The sequence below is a fragment of the Comamonas aquatica NBRC 14918 genome (genome assembly GCF_000739875.1).
In the GTDB taxonomy this organism is placed as follows: Bacteria; Pseudomonadota; Gammaproteobacteria; order Burkholderiales; family Burkholderiaceae_C; genus Comamonas; species Comamonas aquatica.
Genome location: NZ_BBJR01000047.1, coordinates 23598 through 50026 on the forward strand (window position 1 = coordinate 23598; position 26429 = coordinate 50026).

At 66.6% G+C, this 26429-nt stretch carries 23 protein-coding genes; 20 read left to right on the forward strand and 3 right to left on the reverse strand.

The genetic code is table 11. The features are described from left to right. Positions 1 to 12: 12 nt before the first annotated feature. The 8 genes from metG to soxZ all read left to right on the forward strand — a co-directional run bounded on the left by metG (position 13) and on the right by soxZ (position 8555). Positions 13 to 2121 (forward strand): methionine--tRNA ligase, encoded by a 2109-nt coding sequence (metG, locus tag CA2_RS10900; protein WP_281176776.1) that lies wholly within the window; start codon positions 13 to 15, stop codon positions 2119 to 2121. Between the two features lie 66 nt (positions 2122 to 2187). After that, positions 2188 to 2490, forward strand: a complete 303-nt coding sequence (locus CA2_RS10905) for a hypothetical protein (protein ID WP_042416703.1) — start codon at positions 2188 to 2190, stop codon at positions 2488 to 2490. A gap of 343 nt (positions 2491 to 2833) precedes the next feature. Then, entirely contained in the window at positions 2834 to 3175 is a 342-nt protein-coding gene (locus tag CA2_RS10910) for a c-type cytochrome (protein WP_042416705.1), read from the forward strand. Then, on the forward strand, positions 3175 to 4452 hold the full coding sequence (locus CA2_RS10915; protein WP_042416706.1) for an NAD(P)/FAD-dependent oxidoreductase: 1278 nt from the start codon (positions 3175 to 3177) through the stop codon (positions 4450 to 4452). Before CA2_RS10910 ends, CA2_RS10915 begins: the two co-directional genes overlap by 1 nt. A 397-nt stretch (positions 4453 to 4849) precedes the next feature. Continuing rightward, on the forward strand, positions 4850 to 5893 hold the full coding sequence (locus CA2_RS10920) for a YeeE/YedE family protein (protein WP_042416709.1): 1044 nt from the start codon (positions 4850 to 4852) through the stop codon (positions 5891 to 5893). Positions 5894 to 6272: 379 nt separating this feature from the next. Further along, positions 6273 to 7613 carry an FAD-dependent oxidoreductase gene (locus tag CA2_RS10925; RefSeq protein WP_042416827.1) on the forward strand — a complete coding sequence of 447 codons (1341 nt, stop codon included), beginning with the start codon at positions 6273 to 6275 and terminating at the stop codon, positions 7611 to 7613. 92 nt (positions 7614 to 7705) lie between these two features. Continuing rightward, the gene (locus tag CA2_RS10930) at positions 7706 to 8206 is read left to right on the forward strand and encodes a thiosulfate oxidation carrier protein SoxY (protein WP_042416712.1); all 501 of its coding nucleotides are present in this window, start codon (positions 7706 to 7708) and stop codon (positions 8204 to 8206) included. A gap of 13 nt (positions 8207 to 8219) precedes the next feature. Beyond that, positions 8220 to 8555 carry a thiosulfate oxidation carrier complex protein SoxZ gene (soxZ, locus tag CA2_RS10935; protein ID WP_370513840.1) on the forward strand — a complete coding sequence of 112 codons (336 nt, stop codon included), beginning with the start codon at positions 8220 to 8222 and terminating at the stop codon, positions 8553 to 8555. A 114-nt stretch (positions 8556 to 8669) separates the two neighbouring features. On the opposite strand, the gene CA2_RS10940 is transcribed toward soxZ, so the two are convergent. Both CA2_RS10940 and bamE read right to left on the reverse strand, forming a co-directional pair. After that, positions 8670 to 9332, reverse strand: coding sequence for a YitT family protein (locus tag CA2_RS10940; RefSeq protein WP_042416715.1), 663 nt, complete (start codon positions 9330 to 9332; stop codon positions 8670 to 8672). Positions 9333 to 9539: 207 nt separating this feature from the next. After that, positions 9540 to 10043, reverse strand: coding sequence for an outer membrane protein assembly factor BamE domain-containing protein (bamE, locus tag CA2_RS10945; RefSeq protein WP_042416718.1), 504 nt, complete (start codon positions 10041 to 10043; stop codon positions 9540 to 9542). A 47-nt stretch (positions 10044 to 10090) separates the two neighbouring features. Between bamE and CA2_RS10950 the strand changes: the two genes are divergently transcribed. The 11 genes from CA2_RS10950 to CA2_RS11000 all read left to right on the forward strand — a co-directional run bounded on the left by CA2_RS10950 (position 10091) and on the right by CA2_RS11000 (position 22832). Beyond that, on the forward strand, positions 10091 to 10294 hold the full coding sequence (locus CA2_RS10950; RefSeq protein WP_042416720.1) for a DUF3460 family protein: 204 nt from the start codon (positions 10091 to 10093) through the stop codon (positions 10292 to 10294). 145 nt (positions 10295 to 10439) lie between these two features. Continuing rightward, positions 10440 to 11291, forward strand: a complete 852-nt coding sequence (locus CA2_RS10955) for a segregation and condensation protein A (RefSeq protein ID WP_245620941.1) — start codon at positions 10440 to 10442, stop codon at positions 11289 to 11291. Positions 11292 to 12164: 873 nt separating this feature from the next. Then, the gene (gene bioB, locus CA2_RS10960; RefSeq protein WP_245620942.1) at positions 12165 to 13160 is read left to right on the forward strand and encodes a biotin synthase BioB; all 996 of its coding nucleotides are present in this window, start codon (positions 12165 to 12167) and stop codon (positions 13158 to 13160) included. Between the two features lie 664 nt (positions 13161 to 13824). After that, entirely contained in the window at positions 13825 to 15156 is a 1332-nt protein-coding gene (bioA, locus tag CA2_RS10965; RefSeq protein WP_042416729.1) for an adenosylmethionine--8-amino-7-oxononanoate transaminase, read from the forward strand. Between the two features lie 554 nt (positions 15157 to 15710). Continuing rightward, positions 15711 to 16385, forward strand: coding sequence for a dethiobiotin synthase (bioD, locus tag CA2_RS10970; protein WP_042416733.1), 675 nt, complete (start codon positions 15711 to 15713; stop codon positions 16383 to 16385). Positions 16386 to 16464: 79 nt separating this feature from the next. Continuing rightward, complete coding sequence (gene bioF, locus CA2_RS10975; protein ID WP_042416736.1) at positions 16465 to 17688, forward strand: 8-amino-7-oxononanoate synthase; 1224 nt, start codon at positions 16465 to 16467, stop codon at positions 17686 to 17688. A gap of 37 nt (positions 17689 to 17725) precedes the next feature. Continuing rightward, entirely contained in the window at positions 17726 to 18085 is a 360-nt protein-coding gene (locus CA2_RS10980) for a 5-carboxymethyl-2-hydroxymuconate Delta-isomerase (RefSeq protein WP_042416739.1), read from the forward strand. Between the two features lie 106 nt (positions 18086 to 18191). Continuing rightward, positions 18192 to 19463, forward strand: coding sequence for a nitrate regulatory protein (locus CA2_RS10985; protein ID WP_042416833.1), 1272 nt, complete (start codon positions 18192 to 18194; stop codon positions 19461 to 19463). Between the two features lie 323 nt (positions 19464 to 19786). Beyond that, positions 19787 to 21055, forward strand: coding sequence for a CmpA/NrtA family ABC transporter substrate-binding protein (locus tag CA2_RS10990; RefSeq protein WP_042416741.1), 1269 nt, complete (start codon positions 19787 to 19789; stop codon positions 21053 to 21055). A gap of 26 nt (positions 21056 to 21081) precedes the next feature. Further along, positions 21082 to 22023 carry a nitrate ABC transporter permease gene (gene ntrB, locus CA2_RS10995; protein ID WP_042416744.1) on the forward strand — a complete coding sequence of 314 codons (942 nt, stop codon included), beginning with the start codon at positions 21082 to 21084 and terminating at the stop codon, positions 22021 to 22023. After that, on the forward strand, positions 22020 to 22832 hold the full coding sequence (locus CA2_RS11000; RefSeq protein ID WP_042416747.1) for an ABC transporter ATP-binding protein: 813 nt from the start codon (positions 22020 to 22022) through the stop codon (positions 22830 to 22832). Before ntrB ends, CA2_RS11000 begins: the two co-directional genes overlap by 4 nt. Positions 22833 to 23040: 208 nt before the next feature. Here CA2_RS11000 and CA2_RS11005 read toward each other — a convergent pair whose 3' ends face one another. Beyond that, positions 23041 to 23481: a CBS domain-containing protein gene (locus CA2_RS11005; RefSeq protein WP_042416750.1), complete on the reverse strand. Its 441-nt coding sequence runs from the start codon at positions 23479 to 23481 to the stop codon at positions 23041 to 23043. Between the two features lie 435 nt (positions 23482 to 23916). On the opposite strand from CA2_RS11005, the gene nirB reads away from it, so the two are divergent. Further along, positions 23917 to 26409 (forward strand): nitrite reductase large subunit NirB, encoded by a 2493-nt coding sequence (gene nirB, locus CA2_RS11010; protein ID WP_042416752.1) that lies wholly within the window; start codon positions 23917 to 23919, stop codon positions 26407 to 26409. Positions 26410 to 26429: the final 20 nt, after the last annotated feature.

Genomic DNA, 26429 nt, shown 5'->3' on the forward strand with positions numbered 1-26429 from the left:
AGGGCTTCTAGAATCGAGGGTTGCTTTTCACAGCCCAACGAGAAGGCTCCCATGTCCCAACGCAAGATTTTCGCCACCACCGCCCTGCCGTACGCCAACGGCAACTTCCACATCGGCCACATCATGGAATACATCCAGGCCGACACCTGGGTGCGTGCGCAGCGAATGCAGGGCCATGCGGTCAACTTCGTGGGTGCGGATGATGCCCACGGCGCGCCCATCATGATTGCCGCCGAGAAGGCCGGCAAGACGCCCCAGCAGTTCGTGGCCGACATCGCCGCCGGCCGCAAGCCCTACCTCGACGGCTTCCACATCGCCTTCGACAACTGGAGCAATACCGACAGCCCGGCCAACCACGCGCTGTCCCAGCAAATCTACCGCGACCTCAAGGCCGCCGGCTTCATCGAGACGCGCACCATCGAACAGTTCTTCGACCCCGAGAAGAACATGTTCCTGCCCGACCGCTTCATCAAGGGCGAGTGCCCGCGCTGCCACGCCAAGGACCAGTACGGCGACAACTGCGAAGTCTGCAGCTCGGTCTACGCCCCGACCGACCTGATCAACCCGTTCTCGGCCCTGTCGGGTGCCACGCCCGTGCTCAAGACCTCGGAGCACTTCTTCTTCAAGCTGTCCGACCCGCGCGCCGTGGCGTTCCTGACCGAGTGGACGCAGAACGGCCAGCATGTGCAGCCCGAAGTGGCGGCCAAGATCAAGGAATGGTTCGGCGTGCGCACCAACCCCGATGGCTCGACCAGCGAAGGCCTGGACGACTGGGACATCAGCCGCGACGCGCCCTACTTCGGCATCGAGATCCCCGACGCACCGGGCAAGTACTTCTATGTCTGGCTGGACGCGCCCGTGGGCTACCTGGCTTCGCTCAAGGAACTGCTGGACCGCCGCGGCGAGGACTTCGACGCCTACATGGCCGACCCCGACCTGGAGCAGTACCACTTCATCGGCAAGGACATCATCACCTTCCACACGCTGTTCTGGCCGGCGATGCTGAAGTTCAGCGGCCGCAAGACGCCGACCAGGATCTGCGTGCACGGCTTCATGACCGTGAACAACGGCGAGAAGATGAGCAAGAGCCGTGGCACCGGCCTGGACCCGCTGAAGTACCTGGCCCTGAAGATGAACCCCGAGTGGCTGCGCTACTACCTGGGTGCCAAGCTCAACGGCAAGAACGAAGACATCGACTTCAACCCGGAAGACTTCATGTTGCGCGTCAACTCCGACCTGATCGGCAAGTACGTCAACATCGCTTCGCGCGCTGCCGGCTTCATCAGCAAGCGCTTTGACGGCAAGCTGGGTGCGGTCAGCGACGACGGCCAGGCCCTGCTGGCCGCGCTGCGCGACGCCAAGGACAGCATCGTGGCCTCCTACGAAGCCCGCGACACGGCCCGCGCCGCGCGCGACATCATGGCCCTGTGCGACAAGGTCAACAGCTACGTCGACGCCAACAAGCCCTGGGAGCTGGCCAAGCAAGAAGGCATGGACGCCCGCCTGCAGGACGTGTGCTCCACCTGCATCGAGGCCTTCCGCCTGCTGACGGTTTACCTCAAGCCCATGCTGCCCGCCGTGGCCGAACAGGTGGAAGCCTTCCTGCACGTGCAGCCCCTGCAGTTTGCCGACGCCGACCGCCTGCTGGGCGCCGGCCACGGCATCGGCAAGTACGAACACCTGATGCAGCGCGTGGTGGTGGAGCAGCTCGACGCCCTGTTCGAGCCGCCCGCCGCCCCCGTGGTCGAGGCCGTGAAGCCCGGTGGCGAAGAGATTGCCCCCACCATCACCATCGACGACTTTGCCAAGATCGACCTGCGCATCGCCAAGATCGTCGAATGCAAGCCCGTGGAAGGCTCGACCAAGCTGCTGCAGCTGACGCTGGACGCCGGCGAAGGCAAGACGCGCAATGTGTTCAGCGGCATCGCCAGCATGTACCAGCCCGAGCAGCTGCAGGGCAAGCTGACCGTGCTGGTGGCCAACCTGGCACCGCGCAAGATGAAGTTCGGCATCAGCGAAGGCATGGTGCTGGCCGCCAGCCACGCCGACGAAAAGGCCCACCCCGGCATCTATGTGCTGGAGCCCTTCCCCGGCGCCACGCCCGGCATGCGCATCGGCTGATGGTCCGCACCCTGCAGGGCGCTGACACTGCGCCCAGGGCCCAGCGATGAGGCCGCCGACATGGTGATGGACTCACCTCGCCAGCCCCCACGGCGCCGTGCCCTGGGGGCTTTTCTTGGTCTGTGCAGCCTGTTGCTGCTGCCCGGCTGCACCGTGGTGACGGTCACTGCAACCGCGGTCAGCGTGACCGCGACGGCGGTGGGATTGGCCGCCGATGTGGCCGTGGGCACGGCCAAGGTGGTGGGCCACGGCGTGGGCGCCGCGGTGGATGCGCTGTCCGAGGACGGTGCCAACGCACAGCCCCCTGCGGCTCCCGCCCCCGCTGGCATGGTGCCGCCCGTCGCGCAACCATCTCCAATTTGGAATTAAGCCATCGCGCAACGCGACATCCATTTCATTTACCCGACAACACCGATTCGCATAAAAAATCCGCAAAACGCTTGCTGAATAAGCGTCAGCAGCTCACCTTTTTAAGAACAAGCCTGCACGCACGCTCAACGCCCCGTCTTGCCCCCGGGGGGCGATGGGCGGCATATAGGCACAGCGCAGAAACTTCTAACCCGTTGTTGCAAGGTGTTACCTAGAATCCGCCGCTCTTGACCGTTGTTCCTGCGTGCAGGGCCACGGCGGTTGTTGTTGACACACATAGCACGTCCCCCACCTGCCCCACGAATGCAGCGCGGAGACTGGCTCAAGCCCCACAGGAGACTGCATGCCTCTGTCACTTCCCCTGCGACCAGCCTTGCTGGCCCTGGCGCTGACAACGCCTTTCGCGGCCATGGCCGCCTCACCCACGCCCCCCGCCGCGGGTCCCAGCGTGCAGGACATCTCGGTCATCGCCGGCACCTGCGCCAACTGCCATGGCCCCAACGGCCAGTCCACGGGCGGCATCCCCACCCTGCGCGGTGTGGGTGAACGCCACCTGCTGCTGCGCCTGCAGGCCTTCAAGGCCGGCACCGCCGCCGACGCCACGGTCATGACCCGCCTGATGAAGGGCTATGACGACGCACAAATCCAGGCGCTGGCCGAGTGGTTCAGCAAGGAGGCCCAGTAATGACTGTGAATCGCCGTACTGTTTTGGGCAGCGCCATGGCCGGCGCCGCCACGCTGGCCCTGCCGTCCATCGTGCAGGCCAAGGCCGGCTCCGCCCATGTGGTGGTGGTCGGTGGCGGCTTTGGGGGCGCCACCGCGGCGCGCTACCTGAAGCAGCGTGCCCCCCAGGTGCGCGTGACCCTGGTCGAGCCCGCCGAGCGCTTCTACACCTGCCCGTTCTCCAACCTGTACCTGGCTGGCCTGCGCTCGTTCGAGAGCATTGGCCACGGCTATGACGGCCTGCGCAAGGCCGGCGTGGAGGTGGTCCACGCCCGTGCCGACGATGTGGACACCGCAGCACGCAGCGTCAAGCTGTCGAATGGCAAGACCCTGCGCTACGACAAGCTGGTGCTGTCCCCCGGCGTGGACATGCGCTGGGGCGCGCTGGAAGGCTATGACGAAGCCGCCGCGCAGCTGGCGCCGCACGCCTGGAAGGCCGGCACCCAGACGCAGCTGCTGCGCCAGCAGATGGAAGCCATGGAAGACGGCGGCACCTTTGTGATGGTGATTCCGGCCAACCCCTTCCGCTGCCCGCCCGGCCCCTACGAGCGCGCGGCCATGGTGGCCCACTACTTCAAGCAGCACAAGCCCAAGAGCAAGATCCTGCTGCTGGACAACAAGGACGCCTTCTCCAAGCAGGGCCTGTTCCTGCAGGGCTACAAGGCGCTGTACGGCGACATGATCGAATGGGTCAAGCAGTCGGACGACGGCCAGGTCGTGCGGGTGGATGCCAAGCAGCGCGTGGTGGAGACCGCCTTCGGCACCAAGCACCAGGCCAGCGTGCTGAACGTCATCCCGCCGCAGAAGGCCGGCTTCATCGCCGACCGCGCTGGGGTCACGGATGCCAGCGGCTGGGTGCCGATCCAGCCCGACAGCTTCGCGTCCACCCTGGTGAAGGACGTCCATGTGCTGGGCGATGCCACCCAGGCCGCGCCCATGCCCAAGTCGGGCTTTGCCGCCAACACCCAGGGCAAGGTGGCTGCCGCCGCGATTGCGGCCGAGCTGACCGGACAGCCCCAGCCCCAGGCGGCCTTCGCCAACACCTGCTACAGCCTGATCGGCACGGACTACGGCATCTCGGTGGCAGGCGTGTACCGCAGCGAGGCCGGCAAGCTGATCGAGGTGCCCGGCTCCGGTGGCGTCAGCCCGGCGAACGCCGATGCGGGCTTCCGCAAGGCCGAGGCAGTCTACGGCGCGGCCTGGTACAAGGCCATCAGCACGGACATCTGGGACCGCTGATGGCGACGCTCCTGGGGCGCTGATGCGCCCGCCCCCTTGGCGCACCACCCTGGGTGTGGCGGGAAGGGGATGTCGGGTGCCGCTGCGGGGCAGCCCTGGCTTGCTGGCCCTGGTGTCCCGGGGTGCGATCCAGGGCAACCGCAGGGGGCATCGCCCTGCCGTGCGGGCCTGAGAATCAGAGCATTCAGGCCCCACCACGCCCAAGGAGCGTAGTGCGCGCTCCTTTTTTATGGGCTGGACCGCCCGATGGCGCTCGGGTCGGACGGGCTGGCACAGGACTGCGCCAACCACGGGCCTCCCCGCAAGGCGCCGGGGGATTGCTTGTCCGCCCCTGGCATGCGCGCCCTCTGCCCTGTGCCCCGCTTGGTTTAGCATGCGCGCTGCTTGAGGAATTGCTATGTTGTTGTGGTTGACCTTTTTCCTGGGCGTGGCCTTTGGTGTCGCCGCGCGCCTGGGGCGTTTCTGCCTGTTGCGCGGCCTGCGCCAGAGCCTGGGGCTGGATGGCGCCGAGCCCCGCGGCAGCGCGCCGGCGCTGCAGGCGTTCGCGCTGGCCGTGGCCGTGGCCCTGCTGGCCTCGCAGGGCCTGCAGTGGGCTGGGCTGGTGGACCTGGGCAAGGCCCAGATCGTGCGGCCCAACTTCTCCATCGCCGGGGTGTTCTTCGGCGGTGCCCTGTTTGCACTGGGCATGGTGCTGGCCAATGCCTGCGGTGCGCGCTCGCTGGTGCTGCTGGCCGGCGGCAACCTGCGCGCCCTCGTGACCGTGGTGTTTCTGGCCCTGGGCGCGCAGGCCAGCTCCACCGGCATCCTGGTGCCGCTGCGCCAGTGGTTCCAGGGCCTGGCGCCCACAGCCGCCGAACATGCCACCGTGTCCCAGGCCTTGCAGGCCCAGGGCTGGTCTGCCGGCGCCATCTATGCGCTGCTTGCTATCGTTCCTGCACTGCTGCTGATGGCCTATGCCCTGTACCGCCCGGCCTTGCGCCACAGCCCGGTGCAAGCGCTGTCGGCCCTGGTGATCGGCGCCCTGGTAGCCGTGGGCTGGTGGATCAGCGCCACGGTCGGCGTCGACCCCTTCGATCCGGCCCGGCTGACCTCGTTGAGCTTCATCTCCCCCATCGCCGAGACGCTGCTGTATGTGCAGGTGGCCGTGGGCCGCGAGTTCGATGCGGCCTCGGCCATGGTGCTGGGCGTGCTGGTGGGTGCAGGGGCCGCGGCCCTGGCCAGCCGCACCGCACGCTGGGAAGGGTTCAACAGCCCCGCCCAGCTGGCCCGGAGCGCCATCGGCGGCTGGCTGATGGGCTTTGGCGGCCTGCTGGCCGCGGGCTGCTCCATTGGCCAGGGGCTGACCGGCATCACCACCCTGGCCTGGGCCACCGGGCCGGCCGTGGCCGGCATCGTGCTGGGCAGCGTCCTGTGCCTGCAACTGTGGGGCCGGCGCACTTGACCGAGCGCACCAGTTGCAATTGGTAGCTTTTTGCCCCCCCTGGTCTAGAATCGCGCCCCAGACAGCTCTGCTTGTGCCGCGTGACGGCTGAGAGGGATTTACCCATCCTTGCCCGCAAGTACCTGGTTGCCCCAGTGCTTGCGCCCAACGCTCAAGCCTGCGCCCTGAGTTTCGTTGACGCAATGGATGTGGCTCCTGCCACGCCAGGAGCCTGAACACTGCCCACCGCCCCGTGTTGTTGCACCAGCATGGTCATCCGGCATGGTCCTGCCCTGTTCCCTTTGCAATCTGGTCGCCGCAAGCCCTGCGGCGACACCTGCATGCACCGGCCTGTCGATTGGATTGACCCGATTTCCCACCCCAAGGAGGAACCATGACCCTGCAACGACGCCACTTTCTGATGACCCCGCCCGCGATGGCCCTGGGGGCCGCTGCGGCGGCCGTGCCCATCGCCACGCTGGCCGCCCCGACCATCATGACGCCCCAGTCGCGCATCCTGCCGCGCGAAGGCAAGGGCCCGCGCATCGTGATCTGCGGCGGCGGCTGGGGGGGCATGACGGCCGCGCGCTACCTGCGCGAGCTGATCCCCAACTCCGACGTGGTGCTGCTGGAGCGCAACCCCACGTTCTGGTCCGGCCCCATGAGCAACAAGTGGCTGATCGACATCGTGAACACCGATTTCGTGAACCGCGACATGCTGCACCCCGCCAACAAGTACGGCTACAAGCTGCTGCAGACCGAGGTCACCGGCTTCGAGCGCGACAAGAAGCTGGTGCGCACCGCCCACGGCCTGATCGAGTACGACTTCCTGATCCTGTCCGGCGGCATCCGCAACGACTACGAAGCCTGGTTCGGCAACGACCAGAAGGCCATCGACTACACGCGCAAGCACTTTCCCAACGCCTACATCCCCAACCAGGAGATGCTGGCACTCAAGAGCAAGGTCAAGAACTTCAAGGGTGGCACCCTGGTCATGACCCTGCCCCCGCCACCGCACCGCTGCCCGCCCTCGCCCTACGAGCGCGCCTGCCTGATCGCCTGGCACATCAAGAAGCACAAGATCCCCGGCAAGATCCTGATCCTGGACCCCAAGCCCAAGATCGCGCCCATCGGCGTGGGCTACAAGCAGGCCTTCGACGAGCTGTACGCAGACATCATCACCCACGTGCCCAACGCCCGCGTGCAGGAGGTCGACCCCTTCAACAAGCGCATCAAGACGGCGGCCGGCGAGTTCCAGTTCGACGACGCCATCCTCATGCCGCCCCACCAGGCCGCCGAGATGGTGTGGTGGGCCGACCTGATCGGCAAGACCCCCGACGGCAAGCCCACGGGCTGGGCCGACATGAACGTGCGCTACTTCACCGCCAACAGCGACGACCGCGTGTACTTCGTGGGCGACCTGATGGGGGCCATCTCGCCCCAGTTCGGCCACTACCCCAAGAGCGCCCACGTGGCCAACTACATCGGTAAGATCGTGGCCAAGAACATCGCCCAGCGCGTGGCCGGCCAGGAGGTCACCCCGCTGCTGCCCGACAACCTGTGCTACATGATGGTCAATGGCGACCCACAGGAAGAAATCTCGGTGAAGTTCGAATACGAAGTGGACGCCAACGGCCAGGTCAACCAGACCCAGATCGACATGGACGTGCGCACGCCCGATCTGGTCAAGGAAGACTTTGCCTGGATCAACGGCAAGTTCAGCGACTTCCTCGGCATCTGAGCGCAGCGCGCCCTCCACCCTGCGGCCCCGGCCGGACGGTGGAGGCCCGCGACAGCCCCCACGCACCCTCCAGATCGTCTCCCCGCACTGATATGAAACCTGCACCTTCCCTGACCCGCCGCCACCTGGTGGCCGGCGCTGCCGCCGCAGGGGCCAGCCTGGCCCTGCCCGGTGCGGCGCTGGCCCAAGCCACGGCGAAAACGCCGCTGGTTGGTCCCCTGGCCCCCAACCCCGTGGAATTCAAGAAAACCATGGAGCAGTTCATCGGCAGCGCCACACCGCAGGCCGAAGGGCTGCAGCTGGACGCGCCGGTGCTGGCCGACAACCCCAGCGCCGTGCCCGTCAAGGCCAAGGTGACCCTGCCGATCACCGAGCAGGACTGGTGCGAGGAACTGATGGTGGTGGCCGAGCTCAACCCCATCCCGCTGGCCTGCCGCATGCGCTTCACCGCCGACACCGGCACGGCCGAGGCGGCCGTGCGCATCCGTCTGAGCCAGTCGCAGACCGTGCACGTGCTGGCGCGCATGAAGAGCGGCAAGGTCCTGGCGGCCAAGCAGGCCGTCACCGTGGCCGCCAGCGGCTGCGGCATGTGAAAGGAAGCACGCCATGAGCATGAACAAACCGGCCCGCGTCTGGGTCAGCAATGAAAAGCCCAAGGCCGGCGACATCCTGCGCGTGCGCGCGCAGATGGAGCACGTCATGGAAACCGGCCTGCGCGTCGACCCCGCCACCGGCAAGGCCCGCCCGCGCCACATCCTCAGCCACTTCGAGGCCAAGCTCGGCGGCAAGCTGATCTTCACCTGGGACCCCGGCACCTCCATCGCCCAGAACCCCTACATCGAGTTCACCTTCAAGGCACGCCACAGCGGCGAGCTGACCATGTTCTGGAAGGACGACCAGGGCGCCACGCTGACGGCCAGCAAGACCATTACGGTGGGCTGAGCGCAACGCAGCCCATCCGGCCCAAGAAAAAGCCCCGCAGGTGTTGCGCCTGCGGGGCTTTTTATGTATCAAATAGCCTTCCAGCCCTTATCTGGATTGCGCCATTAGCTCTCTTTATTGACCGGCATAGCGCCCGGGGCGGTGGCTGACGGCCAGGAAAATCCCCATCACCACGGCCGCCAGCACCGACCAGGCCACGCGCTCGAAGGGCACCACCCACAGCGCCAGGGCTACCACCACGCAGTCGATGACCATCTGCACCTTGCCCGCCGGGATGCCCCATCGGTCCTGCGCGTACAGCGAGACGATGGTGGCGCCCCCCAGACTGGAGCGGTGCCGCGCCAGGAACAGCACGCCGGTGCCCATCAGCAGCCCGCCCGCGATGGCCGCAAAGGCAGGGTGCAGGTAATCGATGTGGATGAACTGCGGACCGAACTCGGTGATCACCGACAGCAGGGCCACCGACAGAAAGGTCTTGACCGTGAATTCCCGGCCCACGTACTTCCACGCGAACCAGTAGAACGGGATATTGATCAGGAAGTAGATGCCGCCGAAGGACAGGCCCGTGGCGTAGTGCAGCACGAAGGCCAGACCGGCAGTGCTGCCCGTCAGCAGCCCGGCCTGGGCGTACATCATCATGGTGATGCCGACGAACAGCGAGCCCGAGAACAGGGCCTGGGCATCTTCATAGCGGCCGTGCCGGGCGACCTGGACAGGGGCAGAGGCTGGCGCACTTAGCGCAGGCTCGGAAACGGGCGAAGTGGTGGTGGTGCTCATGGCGGGTACCGTTTTTCTGCGGTGCCGGCTTGTGGCCACCCCGCACACATCAATGCTGCAATCAAGCAAGAAATGCGCCACCGGGATTTGCCCCAGGGGTGCAGGACTCACAACGCAGCACCGGGTCCCGGCGCTGACAGGCATTTTGTTGCAGCGCAGCAATTAGAGCATTTTCCGCGTCTGCGCGCCATCACAGACCCTGGCCGCTCAACGGTCGCCTTGCTGCTGCTTGATGCGGCTGCCGCTCTTTTTCACGGTGCCATTCGCACCAAAAGTGACCGTGAACTCCATCTCCTGGTTGGGCGGATCGATCCAGTTCCAGTCCCAGTCGGTCTCCTGCTTGCGCTCGTAGGTCATGCGCTGGGCCGGCTTACCCAGCAGACGCCGCACCTGCTCCTGGGTCATGCCGGCTTGCACCTGCTCGAACACATGCGGGGTCAGCACCTGGCGCAGCGCCGTCATCACGCCATCCGGGCCTATGGTGATCATGTAATTGCGGTGCCCCATGGGCTGGCGGGGGTACTCGAAGGTGCGCGAACCATCGGTTTCGGGCCAGATGGTTTCGGGTTCGCCAAAGGCCTTGCGCACGTCGACCTCCGTCGACAGCCCCTCTTCCAGCGTGTCGATTTTCTGCTGGTCACAGCCCACCAGGGTCAGCACACAGGTGGCCAGCGCCGCCACGGTGGTTGTCAGACGGTTGAAAAAGTTCATGGACAGTGGTCCCGGTAGAATCCTTGATCCAGAGAGGTTAACAGTCCATGTCCATTTTTGCCCGTCCCCACTACACATCCGAAGCCACCGATTTCATCAACCAGATGAAAAAGGACAAGCCCCAGCTGGAAGCCCAGCAACTGGCAGGCCGCGCCCTGCTGTGGGACAAGCAGGTGAACTACGAAGTGCAGGCCGACTCTGAGCAAGCCCGTGTGGCCCAACAGCCCTACGTCTACCAGAACCACAACTGAAAGCACTTTGCCCGTGTTTTCATGGCCCGGCCCTTGCCCAGCAAGCGCCGGGCGCTCTTGTTGTTGAATCCGCATGAGCGATAGCGCCCCCGACACCGCGCCTGCCGAGCTGCCTGCCACGGCGGCATCGGCCAACGCCGACCTGATGCCCGACGTGGTCGATCAGGTGGCTTTGGCGCGCCTGTACGGAGAGCCGCTGTTCAAGCTGCCGAACGACCTCTACATCCCGCCGGATGCGCTGGAGGTGTTCCTGGAAGCGTTCGAAGGCCCGCTGGACTTGCTGCTGTACCTGATCCGCAAGCAGAACTTCAACATCCTCGACATCCCCATGCTGGCGGTGACCCAGCAGTACCTGCGCTATGTGGACGAGATCCGCAGCCGCAACCTGGAGTTGGCGGCCGAGTACCTGCTGATGGCGGCCATGCTCATCGAGATCAAGTCGCGCATGCTGCTGCCGCCCAAGAAGAAAGAGGGCGAGGAAGAGGCCGAAGACCCGCGCGCCGAGCTGGTGCGCCGCCTGCTCGAGTACGAGAAGATGAAGCTGGCCGCGCAACAGATCAGCACGCTGCCGCAGTACGGGCGCGATTTTCTGAAGGCCCAGGTGCACATCGAGCAAAGCCTGCAGCCGCGCTTTCCCGATGTGGCGGTGGGCGAGCTGCAAGCCGCCTGGCGCGACATCCTCAAGCGCGCCAAGCTGGTCCAGCACCACCGCATCACGCGCGAAGAGCTGTCGGTGCGCGAGTACATGAGCCAGATCCTCAAGCAGCTGCAAGGCCAGCGCTTTGTGGAGTTCGAGCGCATCTTCGACCCCAGCAAGGGCAGCACCGTGTTGGTCGTCACCTTCATTGCCCTGCTGGAGCTGGGCAAGGAAACCCTGATCGAAATCACCCAGGCCGAGGCCTACGCCCCCATCTACGTGCGCCTGGCCTACCGCCCGGCCACGACGACCGCCAGCGCCCCGTTGGAACTCGAAGAAGAGCTGTACGAGCGCGACTGAGGCGACCGGGCGCGCATGGCGAGGCACTGGCCCGCGCAGCGCTCCGTCGGGCATCGCCGCCACCACCTCCTCCGTAAGACGCCCCCCTTCCACCCGGACACCGTTGCACGCTGCGCGCGGCCACCTGGGACCCCGACCAGCCCCACGGTTCACCGTGCACTCCGATTCCCGCACGGGGCATCGCCACACCACCCGGTTGCCGGCCAGGCTGGCGCCGGCCTGCCCGCCTCCCCCACAGTCTCCCCTGCTGCTGCGGCGCTGACGGCGCCATTGCCGCCGCTACCCCAGCAAGACCGCCAGGCCTTGTCGGCCGGGTGACGCACACCCAGCCCCCATATGCACCGTGCAGTCAACATCAAAACCAGCTCTATGCCTTACAAAATCTAAGCTTCAAGCTATTTTTTTAAACACTTAGGCAGCACACCACAATTCCCCATTAATTCACTCAACTTTCATCCACTGTTTTTCAGGGGCAGCAGTTTTTTTCATTTCACCATACAAAATATTTTGGATATTTTTGCCAAAAAACCGTAACTACCGCCAATTCATGCCGATAAGTACCGTCTTTCTGCAGCAATTGGCGCAACTGCGGTCCGCCCACTTCCTGCAATTGCACGCCAATCGCTGCACGTTGCACACAAAAGCCAAATCCCGCTGAGAACGCACCGCAAAAACCAGCCAACTTCGCTCATTCACCCATCAAAAATAACCCAATCTCCACCATCTCCTGGCAAACCACAGCCTCAACAAATCTCCACAGACTTTCGATTTTTTTGTGCTGACAATGAATGGCATCCCTGCTTGCAGGCTTTTCGAGGAACCATTCCCATGTCCCACCCCAGCGAGACTTGCGCCCCCCCTGTGGCCCAGCCCATGCACTGGCACCAGCCTGCCGCCCCCGTCGCCGACAGCGGCCACCAGCGCTGGTCGGTCGAGGCCGTCCAGCAACTGCTGGACCTGCCCTTCATGGAGCTGCTGTACCGCGCCCAGACCGTGCACCGCCAGCACTGGCCCGATGGCGAGATCGAGCTGGCCACGCTGCTGTCGGTCAAGACCGGCGGTTGCCCCGAGAACTGCGGCTACTGCCCGCAGGCGGCCGAGTTCGACACCGGCGTGAAGGCCGAAAAGCTGATGAGCGTGGAGGAAGTCACCCGCGCCGCCAAGGCCGCGCAGGATGCCGGTGCCACCCGTTTTTGCATGGGCGCCGCCTGGCGTGCGCCCAAGGACCGCGACATCGAGAAGATGAATGCGCTGATCGGCGCGGTGAAGGGCCTGGGCCTGCAGACCTGTGCCACGCTGGGCATGCTGCAGCCCCACCAGGCCCAGTCGCTGCGCGAGGCAGGGCTGGACTACTACAACCACAATCTGGACACGGCGCCCGAGTACTACCAGGACGTGGTCAGCACCCGCCAGTACCAGGACCGCCTGGACACCCTGGCCGCCGTGCGCGGCGCCGGCATCAGCGTCTGCTGCGGCGGCATCATCGGCATGGGCGAAGCGCCCGTGCACCGCGCTGGTCTGATCGCGCAGCTGGCCAATCTGAATCCCTACCCCGAGTCCGTGCCCATCAACAGCCTGGTGCGCGTGCCCGGCACGCCGCTGGCCGACAGCGAACCGGTGGACCCTTTGGACTTCGTGCGCGTGATTGCCGTGGCCCGCATCACCATGCCCACCGCGCGCGTGCGCCTGTCGGCCGGCCGCCAGCAACTGGGCGAAGCCGTGCAGACGCTGTGCTTCATGGCCGGCGCCAACTCCATCTTCTACGGCGACAAGCTGCTGGTAACGGGCAACCCCGATGTGGAGGCGGACACCACGCTGCTGCGCAAGCTGGGGCTGCAGGGGTTGAAGACCACGACCACGGCGGAATGAGGATGGCTTGAAAAAGAGGAGCTGGTTGCGCTGATGGTTATTGGGTTTGACGCTGATTTGGTTTACATCCTTCCATGCTCCATTCAGGGGCTGAGACCGGGAGTTCGCCCCGGCGGGCGACCTCCTTTCATTTGTCTCGCCCAACGCAAGGAGGCAAAGCAAAAGCGACTCTGCCAAGTGCTTCGCCGTGGAACTCGCTGCGCGCTGGCAGCGCTTCGCTCAGACAGCCACGGCGAGTCAGGTGGCGGATGGCATGCCTGTCTCGCAGCAAAGCTGCGGCAGGCCTGCGGGAAGAACCAGCACCGTGATGAAGCATGCACAGCGCAAGTGGCGCAGCGCCGCCTGCGCGCGTAAGCGTCGTGCACTGGGTGGTAGTCCTTCTGACTTCCGGCGGCTGTGTGAGCGAAGCGCTGCCAGCGCGCAGCGAGTTCCGCCGGACAGCCGTCGGCAGACGCGCTTCTTTGGTGACTTTCTTGTCGCGGACAAGAAAGTCACTCGGCCGCCGGGACGAACTCCCGGCCTCTGTCTTCAAAGCAAAAACAGCCTCTAAAAAAATTAAAGACTTTTATCCATGAACCCAAATACCAGCAAGCGCCAAAAGCTCTAGTTTTTTAGAGCCCCCCTTTGAACAAGCCATACCGCTGCCAGCCAAGGAGTCATTCACATGAACTCATCCGACCTCGCCACCCGCAGCCTCGCGGCCGTCTGGCACCCCTGCACCCCCATGAAGCGGCACGAGACCGAGCCCCTGCTGGCCGTCGCACGTGCGCAAGGGCCGTGGCTGTATGACACCGCAGGCCACCGCTACCTGGATGCCATCAGCTCCTGGTGGGTCAACCTGTTCGGCCACAGCCACCCACACATCCGTGCCGCGCTGACCGATCAGCTGCAGCAGCTGGACCACGTCATGCTGGCCGGCTGCACCCACGCAGCCGTGGTCGAGCTGTCAGAAAAGCTGGCCGCGCTGACCGGCCTGGGCCATGCCAGCTATGGCAGCGATGGCGCGTCGGCCACCGAAATGGCGCTGAAGATGAGCACCCACTACTGGCGCAACGTCGGCCGGCCCGAAAAGAACGGTTTTGTCGGCATGGCCGGCGGCTACCACGGCGAGACCGTGGGGGCGCTGTCCGTCACCGACGTACCCATCTTCCGCAGCGCCTACGCGCCCCTGGTGCGCCTGTCCGCCACCGTACCCAGCCCCGATGCGCGCGCCGCCCTGCCGGGTGAAACCGCCGCCGACGTGGCCCGGCGCGCCGCTGCGGCGCTGGAGGTGTGGCTGCAGCAGCACCACGCCCAGACCGCCGCGCTGATCGTGGAGCCACTGATCCAGTGCGCCGCCGGCATGGCCATGTACGACCCTGCCTACCTGCGCCAGGCCCGTGCGCTGTGCGACCGCTACCAGGTGCACCTGGTGGTCGACGAGATCGCCACCGGCTTTGGCCGCACGGGCAGCCTGTTCGCCCACCAGCAAGCCGGCATCACGCCGGATTTCATCTGCCTGTCCAAGGGGCTGACCGGCGGCACCCTGCCGCTGTCGGCGGTGCTGACCACAGACGCCGTGTACCAGGCCTTCTACGGCACCGAAGCGGCACGGGCCTTTCTGCACTCGCACTCCTACACCGGCAACCCGCTGGCCTGCCGCGCCGCGCTGGCCACGCTGGAGCTGTTCGAGCAGCTGGACACCCTGCAGGCCAACCGCGCGCTGGCGGCGCAGCTGACCTGCGCCTTCGCCCCGCTCAGCAACCACCCGCGCGTGCACCACGCCCGCCAGATGGGCATGGTCTGGGCCTGGGACATTGCCACCACCCTGCCCGACTTTGCCCAGCGCTACCACGCCGCCGCGCGCGCCCGTGGGCTGCTGCTGCGGCCCATCGGCCACACGCTGTACTGCATGCCACCGTATGTGCTGGATGCCGACGAGGTGCAGCACCTGGCGACCCAGGCACTGGCAGCGCTGGAGGACTGCTTGCTACAAGAAGCAGAGCTGCAGGCATAGTCCCTGCAAGCGCTAGAGGCCTAAAAGCTTTGTTTTCACTTTCCGAGGACGTGCCATGTTGAAGGACAGAAGCCGGGAATTCGTCCCGGCGGCCGAGTCGCTTTCTTGTCTGCGACAAGAAAGTGACCAAAGAAGCGCGTCTGCCGACGGCTGTCCGGCGGAACTCGCTGCGCGCCGCAGGCGCTGCGCTCACACAGCCGCCGGAAATCAGAGGGACTTCCAGGCAGTGCGCGACGCTTGCGCGCGCACGGGTGGCGCTGAGCCTCTTTACATCTGCATGCTTCGCCACAGCGCTGGCTCTTCCCGCAGGCCTGCCGCAGCAGCGCTGCGAGACAGGTCTGCCACCCGCCACCTGACTTGCCGCGGCTGTCCGAGCGCAGCGCCAACAGCGCGTAGCGAGTTCCACGGCCAAGCGCTCGGCAGAGTCGCCTTTGCTTTGCCTCCTTTCATTGGGCGAGACAAATGAAAGGAGGTCGGCCGCCGGGGCGAACTCCCGGCCTCTGCCGCCAACACCACACCCCACCTAAAAAATCACTGATCAGGAGCCCCCAACCATGATTGCCTGCTTTGTCACCGGCACCGACACCGGCGTCGGCAAGACCCTGTCCAGCTGCGCCCTGCTGCACGCCCTGGCGCAGCACCACCGCCGGGTGGTGGGCATGAAGCCGGTGGCGTCCGGCGCCGAGCCGGATGGCCAGGGCGGCTGGGCCAACGAGGACAGCCTGGCGCTGCGCGCGGCCTCCACCCTGGTGGTGCCACCACAGCTCGACAACCCGGTGCTGCTGCCCGACCCGGTCTCACCCCACATCGCCGGCGAACGCGCGGGCGTCACCGTGCAGCTGGCTCCAATCCTGCAGGCCTACCAACAGTTGGCGGCCCAGGCCGATGCCGTGGTGGTGGAAGGCGCAGGCGGCTGGCAGGTACCGCTGTCCCCCCACCTGCGCATCGCCGATCTGGCCGTGGCCCTGCAGTTGCCGGTGGTGCTGGTGGTCGGCCTGCGGCTGGGTTGCATCAACCACGCCCTGCTGACGGCCGATGCCATCCGCGCCAGCGGGCTGCCGCTGGCGGGCTGGATCGCCAGCCGCGTCGATCCGCAGATGCGCGAACCCGAGGCCAACCTGGCCTACCTGCGCCAGCACCTGGGTGCGCCGCTGCTGGCCGACATTCCCTGGCAAGCACAGCCCGATGCGCGCGCTGTCCCCGTCCAACTGCCCCTCGCGTGGCAATGACAACTCCCTCCCACACCCACCACGGCGTGCGGTCGCCGTGCCCTCCAGGGGCAGCGGCTGCTCGAAAGGACTCCCAGCCATGAACACCCTCTCCCCCACCTCCTGGCTGCAGGCCCTGCCCCGACAGCTGGCGGCGCTGGATGCCCAGCAACTGCGCCGCACCCGCCGCACCGTGGCGCCGCAGCAGGGTGCACACATCACCGTCAACGGCCAGCCCATGCTGCAGTTCTGCAGCAACGACTACCTGGGCCTGGCCCTGCACCCGGCACTGATCGAGGCCGCGCGCGATGCGGCGCTGCACTTTGGCGTGGGCTCGGGCGGCTCGCCGATGGTCAGCGGCCACAGCACGGCGAATGCAGCGCTGGAGCAGGAGTTGGCGCAGTTCCTGCAGCTGCCGCGCGCGCTGTACTTCTATGCCGGCTTTGCCACCAATGCCAGCGTCATCCCGGCCCTGGTCGGGGCGGACGATGGCATTTTTTCGGACGCGCTGAACCATGCCAGCCTGATCGACGGCTGCCGCCTGTCGCACGCCAGCATCCAGCGTTACCCGCATGGCGACCTGGCCGCCCTGGAAGCCCTGCTGGCGGCCAGCCCCTGCGCCCGCAAGCTGGTGGTCAGCGATGCCGTGTTCAGCATGGATGGCGATGTGGCCGACATACCCGGCCTGCTGGCCCTGTGCGAACGCTACGACGCCCTGCTGATGCTGGACGATGCGCACGGCCTGGGCATCCGCGGCCCGCAGGGCCGGGGCAGCCTGGCCGCCGCGGGACTGACGGGCGCCCACGCCAGCCCGCGCGTGCTGTACATGGCCACGCTGAGCAAGGCCGCTGGCGCGGCCGGCGGGCTGGTGGCCGGCAGCGAAGACCTGATCGAATGGCTGCTGCAGACCACGCGCAGCTACACCTTCGCCACGGCCGCGCCGGCCCTGCTGGCGCGCGCGCTGCAGGCCAGCCTGCGGGTCATCGCAGACGGTGATGCCCTGCGTGCGCAGCTGCAGGCCCGCATCCAGCAGCTGCGCACGGAGCTGCAGCCGCTGCTGGCGCGCACCGGCTGGCGCCTGCTACCCTCGGACACGCCCATCCAGGCCCTGGTCATCGGCGACAACGGCGCCGCCCTGGCGCTGATGGAGGGCCTGCGCCAGCGCGGCCTGTGGGTACCCGCCATCCGTCCGCCCACCGTACCGGCAGGCACGGCGCGCCTGCGCATCGCCCTGTCGGCCGCGCACACGGCCGCGGATGTGGCCGCCCTCGTGGATGCCTTGCAGGCCTTGGCCGATCAGGGGCCTGCCGCCGAGGCACAATGAGCGCCAACTTTTGCCCCTCAATTCCAGGAGACACACCATGCCCCATATGTATGTGGAATACACCAACAACCTGCAAGGCCTGAACGAAGCCGCCCTGATGGAAGCACTGAACGCCACCGTCTGCGGCCACCCCACCGTCAGCGACGAGGCCGATGTCAAGACCCGCATCGCCCAGGTGAGCCACTACCGCATCGGCCTGAACAGCGCTGGTCGCGCCTTCGCCCACGTGGAACTGCGCCTGATGGCCGGTCGCACGGCCGAAGTCAAGAAAGAGCTGTCCGATCGCATCGCCGCGGTGCTGAAGTCCGTGATTCCTGCGCAAGCCGGCCTGGAAGTGCAGCTGAGCGTGGACATCGTGGACATGGACAAGCCCAGCTACTTCAAGGGCAAGCTCTAAGTCCTGCCCTGCCCTGCCCTGCCCTGCCCTGCCCGGGCCGGGCCGCCGCAGCAGGGCGGCATGCGATTTGCATGGCAGCAGGCACCGACGCCCTGCCGTGACCACCATGTCCACTGCCCTGCACTACCTGATTGCCGCCCGGCAATGCGAAATTGACGAACTGCACCGGCTGCAGCGCACCAGCACCCTGGTGCGCCAGCTGGGCGAGTTGATCCATGCGCTGCAGAAAGAGCGGGGCCTGTCCAACATCCTGCTGGCCAGCCACGGCCAGCGCGCCCGCCAGGCCCTGCACACCCAGATCCAGGCCAGCACACACAGCGCACGCGCGCTGCGCGGCGTGCTGGATTCGCTGGACCTGCAGGCGCTGCGCGGTAGCCATGGCGCACGCCTGTGCAACCACATTGCCTACGTGCTGCAGGGGCTGGATGCGCTGCCGGCGCTGCGCGCCCGCATCGCCGCGCTGGACCTCAGCCCCGATGCCGCCACCCAGGCCTACATCCGCCTGATCGCCGGTCTGCTGGCCGTGGTCTTTGAAGCCGCCGACAGCGCCACCCACCCCGACATCTCGCGCCTGCTGATTGCCATGCTGCACTTCATGCAGGGCAAGGAGCTGGCCGGCCAGGAACGCGCCACCGGCGCCACGGTCTTCAGCAGCGGCACCAGCACCGCCACCCGCCAACAGCACTGGCTGCACCTGATCGACTCGCAGGAGCGCTGCCTGCAGGTCTTTGCCGAATGCGCCCCCGCCACCCCGCTGGCCCTGTGGCAGGCCGCCTGCATGCACAGCCCCCACCTGACCACCATCGAGCGGCTGCGCCGCATCGGCTGCACCTCGCCCGCCGACGCCGCGCTGGACATGGAGCTGGGCGAGATCTGGTTTGATGCCTGCACCTTGCGCATGGACACCATGTACGAGATCGAGACCACGCTGGCCGACGAGCTGCTGCAGCGCTGCCACACCCAGCTGCAGGCCGCCCAGGCGGCCCTGGCCCAGCCGCAAAGCATGCTGCACAGCGCCAGCGATGCGGCCGGGGCCCTGCCGGACTTCTTCAGCACCTCCAACACCAGCCTGGTGCTGCGCCCCGGCACCGACTACGCGCCCCAGCTGGGCCAGTCCGTGATGGCCCTGGTGCAGGAGCAGTCGCTGCGCCTGCAGGCCATGCACCATGAGCTGGAGACCGTGCGCACGGCGCTGACCGAGCGCAAGACCGTGGAGCGCGCCAAGGGCTTGCTGATGACCCACCGCGGCATGAGTGAGGCCGAGGCCCACAAGCTGCTGCGCCAGACGGCGATGAACCAGAACCGCCGCCTCATCGACGTGGCCGAAGCCATGCTGGCCATGGCCGACCTGCTGCCCCTGCCCGGCCACGCCGGCTGAGCCCGACAGCGCCTGCCCCCCGCGCACGCGGGGCATGCGGACGGCCACGCACCAAAAACAGGCTGCTTCGGCACCACTTTGCTGCATTGCAGCAACCGCATGGGCTGCACCGGACCGCCCTGCCTGGGACTTTCAGGGCCAACGGCGGTTGGCACAGTTTCTGCTTCTTACTTGGCGAATCTCGGCCAAAGGCGGTCAGGGATCCACCCATTCCCCCCTATGGACAACGGCGTCCCCATCCCCTGCCTGCAGGAAGGATCGGGACGCCGTTGTGCTTGGTGGGACCGTCTTTCGGTTTTGCCCACGCATTCAAGGAGCCCTCCATGGCACAGCTCGCCCCACACCGCCCCGCCGATCCCCAGGCCTCGCGCCGCCAGTTCCTGCGCCAGGCCGCAGGGGCCGCGGCAGGTACCGCCCTGTTCACCCAACTGGGCCATGGCGGCGTCTGGGCCGCCGGCTCCGACGCTCCGGAAAAGAAAGAGGTCCGGATCGGCTTCATCCCGCTGACCGACTGCGCCAGCGTGGTCATGGCCTCGGTGCTGGGGCTGGACAAGAAGTACGGCGTCACCATCGTCCCCAGCAAGGAAGCCAGCTGGGCCGGCGTGCGCGACAAGCTGGTCAATGGCGAGCTGGACTTTGCCCATGTGCTCTACGGCCTGGTCTATGGCCTGCACCTGGGCGTGGGCGGCCCCAAGAAGGACATGGCCGTGCTGATGGGCCTGAACCAGAATGGCCAGGCCATCACCCTGTCCAAGGCCCTGGCCGACAAGGGCGCCGTGGATGGCCCCAGCCTGGCCAAGGCCATGTCCCAGAACCCGCGCGACTACACCTTTGCCGGCACCTTCCCCACGGGCACCCATGCCATGTGGATGCACTACTGGCTGGCGGCCGCCGGCATCAACCCGCTGTCGGGTGCCAAGCTGATCACCGTGCCGCCGCCACAGATGGTGGCCAACATGCGCGTGGGCAACATGGACGGCTTCTGTGTGGGCGAGCCCTGGAACCACCGCGCCATCATGGACGGCATCGGCATCACCGCCAACACCACGCAGGACATCTGGAAGGACCACCCCGAGAAGGTGCTGGGCGCCACAGGGGACTTTGCCAACCAGTACCCCAACACCTGCCGCGCCGTGATCATGGCCATCCTGGAGGCCGGCCGCTGGATCGACGCCAGCCTGCAGAACAAGCTGAAGATGGCCGAAACCGTGGCCCAGAAGTCCTACATCAACACCAGCGTGGACGCCATCAACCAGCGCATCCTGGGGCGTTACCAGAACGGCCTGGGCAAAACCTGGGACGACCCCCACCACATGAAGTTCTTCAACGACGGGGCAGTGAACTTCCCTTACCTGAGCGATGGCATGTGGTTCCTGACGCAGCACAAGCGCTGGGGCCTGCTCAAGAGCCACCCCGACTACCTGGCCGTGGCCAAGCAGATCAACCGCATCGACCTGTACACCCAGGCGGCCAGCCAACTCAAGGTGGCCGTGCCCAAGGACGCGATGCGCAGCAGCAAGCTCATGGACGGGGTGGTGTGGGATGGCAAGAACCCCGCGCAATACGCCGACAGTTTCAAGATCAAGGCCTGAGGCCACCACGCTAACGGAGAACCCCCATGGTCAGCGCCGTCTTCCACTCCCCGCGTGAGCGTTCCGCCCCCGGCGACGCCCTGAACGCCACCCCAAAATCCATAGCTACCAGCGCAGGCAGTACCTTATCCAAAGCCGGAAAACCCTTGACACCCACCGCACACGCCCGGCCCGGCGCACGCAGGCGGCTGGAGGCCCTGCTGGCCTGGGCCTTGCCACCGGCGCTGGGCCTGGCGCTGCTGATCGGCCTGTGGTCCGTGGTGGCCAGCAGCACCGGCCAGTCCATCCCCGGCCCGCAGGCCACCTGGGCCCAGGCCGTCGAGGTCTTCAGCGATCCCTTCTACCGCAACGGCCCCAACGACCAGGGCGTGGGCTGGAACGTGCTGGCCTCGCTGCAGCGCGTGGCCCTGGGCTTTGGCCTGGCGGCGCTGGTCGGCATCCCGCTGGGCTTTGTGATCGGGCGCTTCAGCTTCCTGTCGCGCATGGTCAACCCGCTGATCAGCCTGCTGCGCCCGGTCTCGCCCCTGGCCTGGCTGCCCATCGGCCTGCTGGTGTTCAAGGGGGCCAACCCGGCCGCGATCTGGACTATTTTCATCTGCTCCATCTGGCCCATGGTGATCAACACCGCCGTCGGGGTGCAGCGCGTACCCCAGGACTACATGAACGTGGCACGGGTGCTGAACCTGTCGGAGTGGAAGATCGCCACCACCATCCTGTTCCCGGCCGTGCTGCCCTACCTGCTGACCGGCGTGCGCCTGGCCGTGGGCACGGCCTGGCTGGTGATCGTGGCGGCCGAGATGCTGACCGGCGGCGTGGGCATCGGCTTCTGGGTCTGGGACGAGTGGAACAACCTCAACGTCAAGAACATCATCATTGCCATCTTCGTGATCGGCATCGTCGGCCTGCTGCTGGAGTGGGCCCTGGTCAAGCTGGCTTCGGCCTTCACGTTCGAAGAGGTGAAATCATGAATGCATCGCTGTCCACCAAGTACCTCGAAATCCAGGGCGTGGAGCAGACCTTCAAGACCGCCAAGGGCCTGTTTCCCGCGCTGCGGGGCATCGACCTGTCGATTGCCAAGGGCGAGTTCGTCAGCCTGATCGGCCACTCGGGCTGCGGCAAGTCCACGCTGCTGAACCTGATCGCCGGCCTGACCACGCCCACGGCCGGTGCCCTGCTGTGCGCCAACAAGGAGATCAAGGGCCCGGGGCCCGAGCGCGCCGTGGTCTTCCAGAACCACTCGCTGCTGCCCTGGCTGACCTGCTGGGGCAATGTGCACCTGGCGGTGGAGCGCGTGTTTGGTGCCAAGGAGAGCAAGGCCCAGCTCAAGGCCCGCACCGACGCGGCCCTGGAGCTGGTCGGCCTGGGCCATGCGGCGCAGAAGCGCCCCGGCGAGATCTCGGGTGGCATGAAGCAGCGCGTGGGCATTGCCCGCGCCCTGTCCATGGAACCCCAGGTGCTGCTGATGGACGAGCCCTTCGGCGCCCTCGACGCCCTGACGCGCGCCAAGCTGCAGGACGAACTGCTGGAGATCGTGGCACGCACGCACAGCACGGTGGTCATGGTGACCCACGACGTGGACGAGGCCGTGCTGCTGTCCGACAAGATCGTGATGATGACCAACGGGCCGGCCGCCACCATCGGCGAAGTGCTGCACGTGCCCCTGGCCCGCCCGCGCCAGCGCGTCGCCCTGGCCGAGGACCGCGAGTACCAGCGCTGCCGCAAGGCCGTGATCGATTTCCTCTACACGCGCCAGGGGCACGTCGAAAAGGCTGCCTGACCCGGCCGCCGCCCCCCAAGCCCTGACGGCATGCCGTCGGGGCTTTTTGTCTCTCCGCCTTTCGCCGCACGGCGCACAAAACCGGCACGCCCCAGGGCAGGGACGCGGCGCAAGGGCAGCACCACCGCGCTGGCGGTGTTGCCTTTGCCGAATTGCGCAGCCATCCGAGAGAAGGGAGAGCGCCCCCCGCGCAGGGGGCATTCCCGGCCTAGCGGCCGCCGCCGTTGATGTAGTGCTCGAGCTGCTCGATGATGAATTTCTGCTCGGAAATGATGTCCTTGACCAGGTCCCCGATGGAGACCAGGCCCACCAGCTGGCCGTTGTCCACCACAGGCAGGTGGCGCAGGCGCTTGCTGGTCATGAGTTGCATGCACTCCTCGCTGGTCTGGCTGGGCTGCACGAACAGCACCGACGTGGTCATCACGTCACTCACCCGCGTCTGCGCCGAGGTGCGCCCCATCAGGGCAATCTTGCGCGCATAGTCGCGCTCCGTGAAGATGCCGACGATGGTCTCGCCGTCCTTCACCAGCAGCGAGCCGATGCCCTGCTCGGCCATCAGGCGCAGGGCCTCATAGACCGTCGCCGTCGGGGCAATGGCAAACACCATGGAAGAGGTCTTGGACTTGAGGATCTCTGCAACAGTGGTCATGGAACAGCTCCGGGCAAAAAACACAGATGTGAAAAACCATTTCAGCCCATCCGGGTGCGCCATGCAACCGGGCTTTATCCCCATGTCCCTGTCGTCCACCGGCGCTTGCCCCCTGCGCCGTGCCGGGCACACTGGCGCTCGGAGCCCCCCAGCATGGTGCAGTCCTGCCCCAGCGCGGCGCAGCCCGAGGTGCGGGCCGCCAGCCCAGGCGCCCCCTGACGAGAGCAGCTGCGCCACGCCCCCGGAGTGGCAGCGCGTTGCCCGCCATCCTGGCACGCAGCTTGCATAGCTAGCCTGCGGCCGATGCAGGCCGCGTGCGGGGCGCGTGCAACGGTGCACCAGTCTCGCAGGACGACGGCGTCCCCACGCAGCAGGCCTTTGGCCCGCCCCGCGTGTGGACGCCTTTTTGTTTTGGCGAACTGCCTTGGGGGCACGATGAAAAAATCCCAACTGGTGCTGGTGGGCAACGGCATGGCCGGTGTGCGCGCCCTGGAAGAGCTGCTGAAGATCGCACCCGATCTGTACGAGATCACCGTCTTCGGCGCCGAACCCCATCCCAACTACAACCGCATCCTGCTGTCGCCCGTGCTGGCGGGCGAGCAGACGCTCGACGAGATCGTGCTCAACGACTGGGTCTGGTACCAGGAGCACGGCATCACCCTGCATGCTGGGGTCACTGTGACCGAGGTCGACCGCGTGCGCCGCCTGGTGCACGGCGTGGATGCCGAAGGCCGCCAGGTCAGCGCACCCTATGACCGCCTGGTGCTGGCCACCGGCTCCAACCCCTTCATCCTGCCGATTCCGGGCCACGACCTGCAGGGCGTGCTGGCCTACCGCGACATTGCCGACACCCAGGCCATGATCGACGCGGCCAGCCGCTACCGCCACGCCGTGGTCATCGGCGGCGGCCTGCTGGGGCTGGAAGCAGCCAACGGCCTGATGAAGCGCGGCATGCAGGTGACGGTGGTGCACGCCAACGAATGGCTGATGGAGCGCCAGCTGGACGATGTGGCCGGCCGGATGCTACAGCAGTCGCTGGCCGAGCGCGGCATGCAGTTCCTGATGCAGGCCCAGACCCAGGAGCTGCTGGCGGGCGAGGGCGGCCGCGTGCGCGCCGTGCGCTTCAAGGATGGCAGCGAGGTGCCGGCCGACCTGGTGGTCATGGCCGTGGGCATCCGCCCCAACACCGCGCTGGCGCAGCGCATGCACCTGCATGTGGACCGCGGCATCGTGGTCAGCGACACGCTGCAGACCGTGACCGACCCGCGCATCTACGCCGTGGGCGAATGCGCCGCCCACCGCGGCGTGGCCTATGGCCTGGTGGCCCCGCTGTTCGAGCAGGGCAAGGTGCTGGCCAACCACCTGGCCGAATGGGGCATCGGGCGCTACCAGGGCTCGCTGACCTCCACCAAGCTCAAGGTCACGGGGATCGACCTGTTTTCGGCCGGCAACTTCCAGGGCGGCGCGGACACCGAGGAAATCGTGCTGCGCGACCCCTCTGCCCCCGGTGGTGGCGTCTACAAGAAGCTGGTGATCCAGAACGACAAACTGGTCGGCGCCTGCCTGTACGGCGACACCGTCGACGGCAGCTGGTACTTCAAGCTGCTGCGCGAGGGCCGCTCCATCGCCGACCTGCGCGACCGGCTGATGTTTGGTGAATCCAACATCGGCGACACCGGCCACGAAGGGCACAGCAAGGCCTCGGCCATGGCCGACAGCGACGAGGTCTGCGGCTGCAACGGCGTGACCAAGGGCGCCATCTGCAAGGCCATCCAGGAAAAAGGCCTGTTCACGCTGGACGAGGTGCGCAAGCACACCAAGGCAAGTGCCAGCTGCGGCTCGTGCACCGGTCTGGTGGAGCAGATCATCATGTTCACCGCCGGCGGCGACTACTCCGCCACGCCCAAGACCAAGGCCGTGTGCGGCTGTACCAGCCACGGCCACCAGGCGGTGCGCGAGGCCATCGCCCAGCACCACCTGCTGACCACGGACGCCGTCTTCCGCCACCTGGAATGGCGCACGCCCAATGGCTGCGCCACCTGCCGTCCAGCCGTGAACTACTACCTGGTCAGCACCTGGCCCAAGGAGGCCCAGGACGACCCGCAAAGCCGTGCCATCAACGAGCGCAGCCACGCCAACATCCAGAAAGATGGCACCTACAGCGTGATCCCGCGCATGTGGGGCGGCGAGACCACGGCCAGCGAGCTGCGCCGCATCGCCGATGCGGTGGACAAATACCAGATCCCCACCGTCAAGGTCACGGGCGGCCAGCGCATCGACCTGCTGGGCGTGAAGAAGGAAGACCTGCAGGCGGTGTGGAACGACATCGGCATGCCCAGCGGCCACGCCTACGCCAAGGCGCTGCGCACGGTGAAGACCTGTGTGGGCAGCGAATGGTGCCGCATGGGCACCCAGGACAGCACCCAGCTGGGCAAGGACCTGGAGCGCGCCATGTGGCGCATGTACGCCCCGCACAAGGTGAAGTTCGCCGTCAGCGGCTGCCCGCGCAACTGCGCGGAATCGGGCATCAAGGACGTGGGCATCATCGGCGTGGACAGCGGCTGGGAGATGCACATCGCCGGCAACGGCGGCATCAAGACCGAGGTGGCGCATTTCTTCACCAAGCTCAAGACCGCCGAAGAGGTACTGGAGTACACGGGTGCCTTCATGCAGTTGTACCGCCTGGAAGGCTGGTACCTGGAGCGCACCGTGCACTACGTGCACCGCGTGGGCCTGGACTACGTCAAGCGCCGCATCTTGGACGATGCGGCCGGTCGCCAGGCCCTGTGGGTCCAGCTGCAGTTCGCGCTGGATGGCGAGCCCGACCCCTGGTTCGAGCTGGACAAGGCGCACGTGGATGCGCGCCAGTTCCAGCGCGTGATTCCCATGATTCCCGCCCTGCCCGCGGGCCAGGCAGTCACCGCGTGATGCAGCACCCAATCGCCACC

Coding starts and splice junctions, on each gene's coding strand:
- ntrB (WP_042416744.1), top strand. CDS start 21,082: ATGGTCAGCGCCGTCTTCCACTCCCCGCGTGAGCGTTCCGCCCCCGGC.
- soxZ (WP_370513840.1), top strand. CDS start 8,220: ATGAGCATGAACAAACCGGCCCGCGTCTGGGTCAGCAATGAAAAGCCC.
- CA2_RS10955 (WP_245620941.1), top strand. CDS start 10,440: ATGCCCGACGTGGTCGATCAGGTGGCTTTGGCGCGCCTGTACGGAGAG.
- CA2_RS10920 (WP_042416709.1), top strand. CDS start 4,850: ATGTTGTTGTGGTTGACCTTTTTCCTGGGCGTGGCCTTTGGTGTCGCC.
- CA2_RS10915 (WP_042416706.1), top strand. CDS start 3,175: ATGACTGTGAATCGCCGTACTGTTTTGGGCAGCGCCATGGCCGGCGCC.
- CA2_RS10990 (WP_042416741.1), top strand. CDS start 19,787: ATGGCACAGCTCGCCCCACACCGCCCCGCCGATCCCCAGGCCTCGCGC.
- CA2_RS10910 (WP_042416705.1), top strand. CDS start 2,834: ATGCCTCTGTCACTTCCCCTGCGACCAGCCTTGCTGGCCCTGGCGCTG.
- bioF (WP_042416736.1), top strand. CDS start 16,465: ATGAACACCCTCTCCCCCACCTCCTGGCTGCAGGCCCTGCCCCGACAG.
- CA2_RS10950 (WP_042416720.1), top strand. CDS start 10,091: ATGTCCATTTTTGCCCGTCCCCACTACACATCCGAAGCCACCGATTTC.
- bioB (WP_245620942.1), top strand. CDS start 12,165: ATGCACTGGCACCAGCCTGCCGCCCCCGTCGCCGACAGCGGCCACCAG.
- CA2_RS10985 (WP_042416833.1), top strand. CDS start 18,192: ATGTCCACTGCCCTGCACTACCTGATTGCCGCCCGGCAATGCGAAATT.
- CA2_RS10940 (WP_042416715.1), bottom strand. CDS start 9,332: ATGAGCACCACCACCACTTCGCCCGTTTCCGAGCCTGCGCTAAGTGCG.
- bioD (WP_042416733.1), top strand. CDS start 15,711: ATGATTGCCTGCTTTGTCACCGGCACCGACACCGGCGTCGGCAAGACC.
- CA2_RS11005 (WP_042416750.1), bottom strand. CDS start 23,481: ATGACCACTGTTGCAGAGATCCTCAAGTCCAAGACCTCTTCCATGGTG.
- CA2_RS10905 (WP_042416703.1), top strand. CDS start 2,188: ATGGACTCACCTCGCCAGCCCCCACGGCGCCGTGCCCTGGGGGCTTTT.
- CA2_RS10980 (WP_042416739.1), top strand. CDS start 17,726: ATGCCCCATATGTATGTGGAATACACCAACAACCTGCAAGGCCTGAAC.
- CA2_RS10930 (WP_042416712.1), top strand. CDS start 7,706: ATGAAACCTGCACCTTCCCTGACCCGCCGCCACCTGGTGGCCGGCGCT.
- bamE (WP_042416718.1), bottom strand. CDS start 10,043: ATGAACTTTTTCAACCGTCTGACAACCACCGTGGCGGCGCTGGCCACC.
- nirB (WP_042416752.1), top strand. CDS start 23,917: ATGAAAAAATCCCAACTGGTGCTGGTGGGCAACGGCATGGCCGGTGTG.
- bioA (WP_042416729.1), top strand. CDS start 13,825: ATGAACTCATCCGACCTCGCCACCCGCAGCCTCGCGGCCGTCTGGCAC.
- CA2_RS11000 (WP_042416747.1), top strand. CDS start 22,020: ATGAATGCATCGCTGTCCACCAAGTACCTCGAAATCCAGGGCGTGGAG.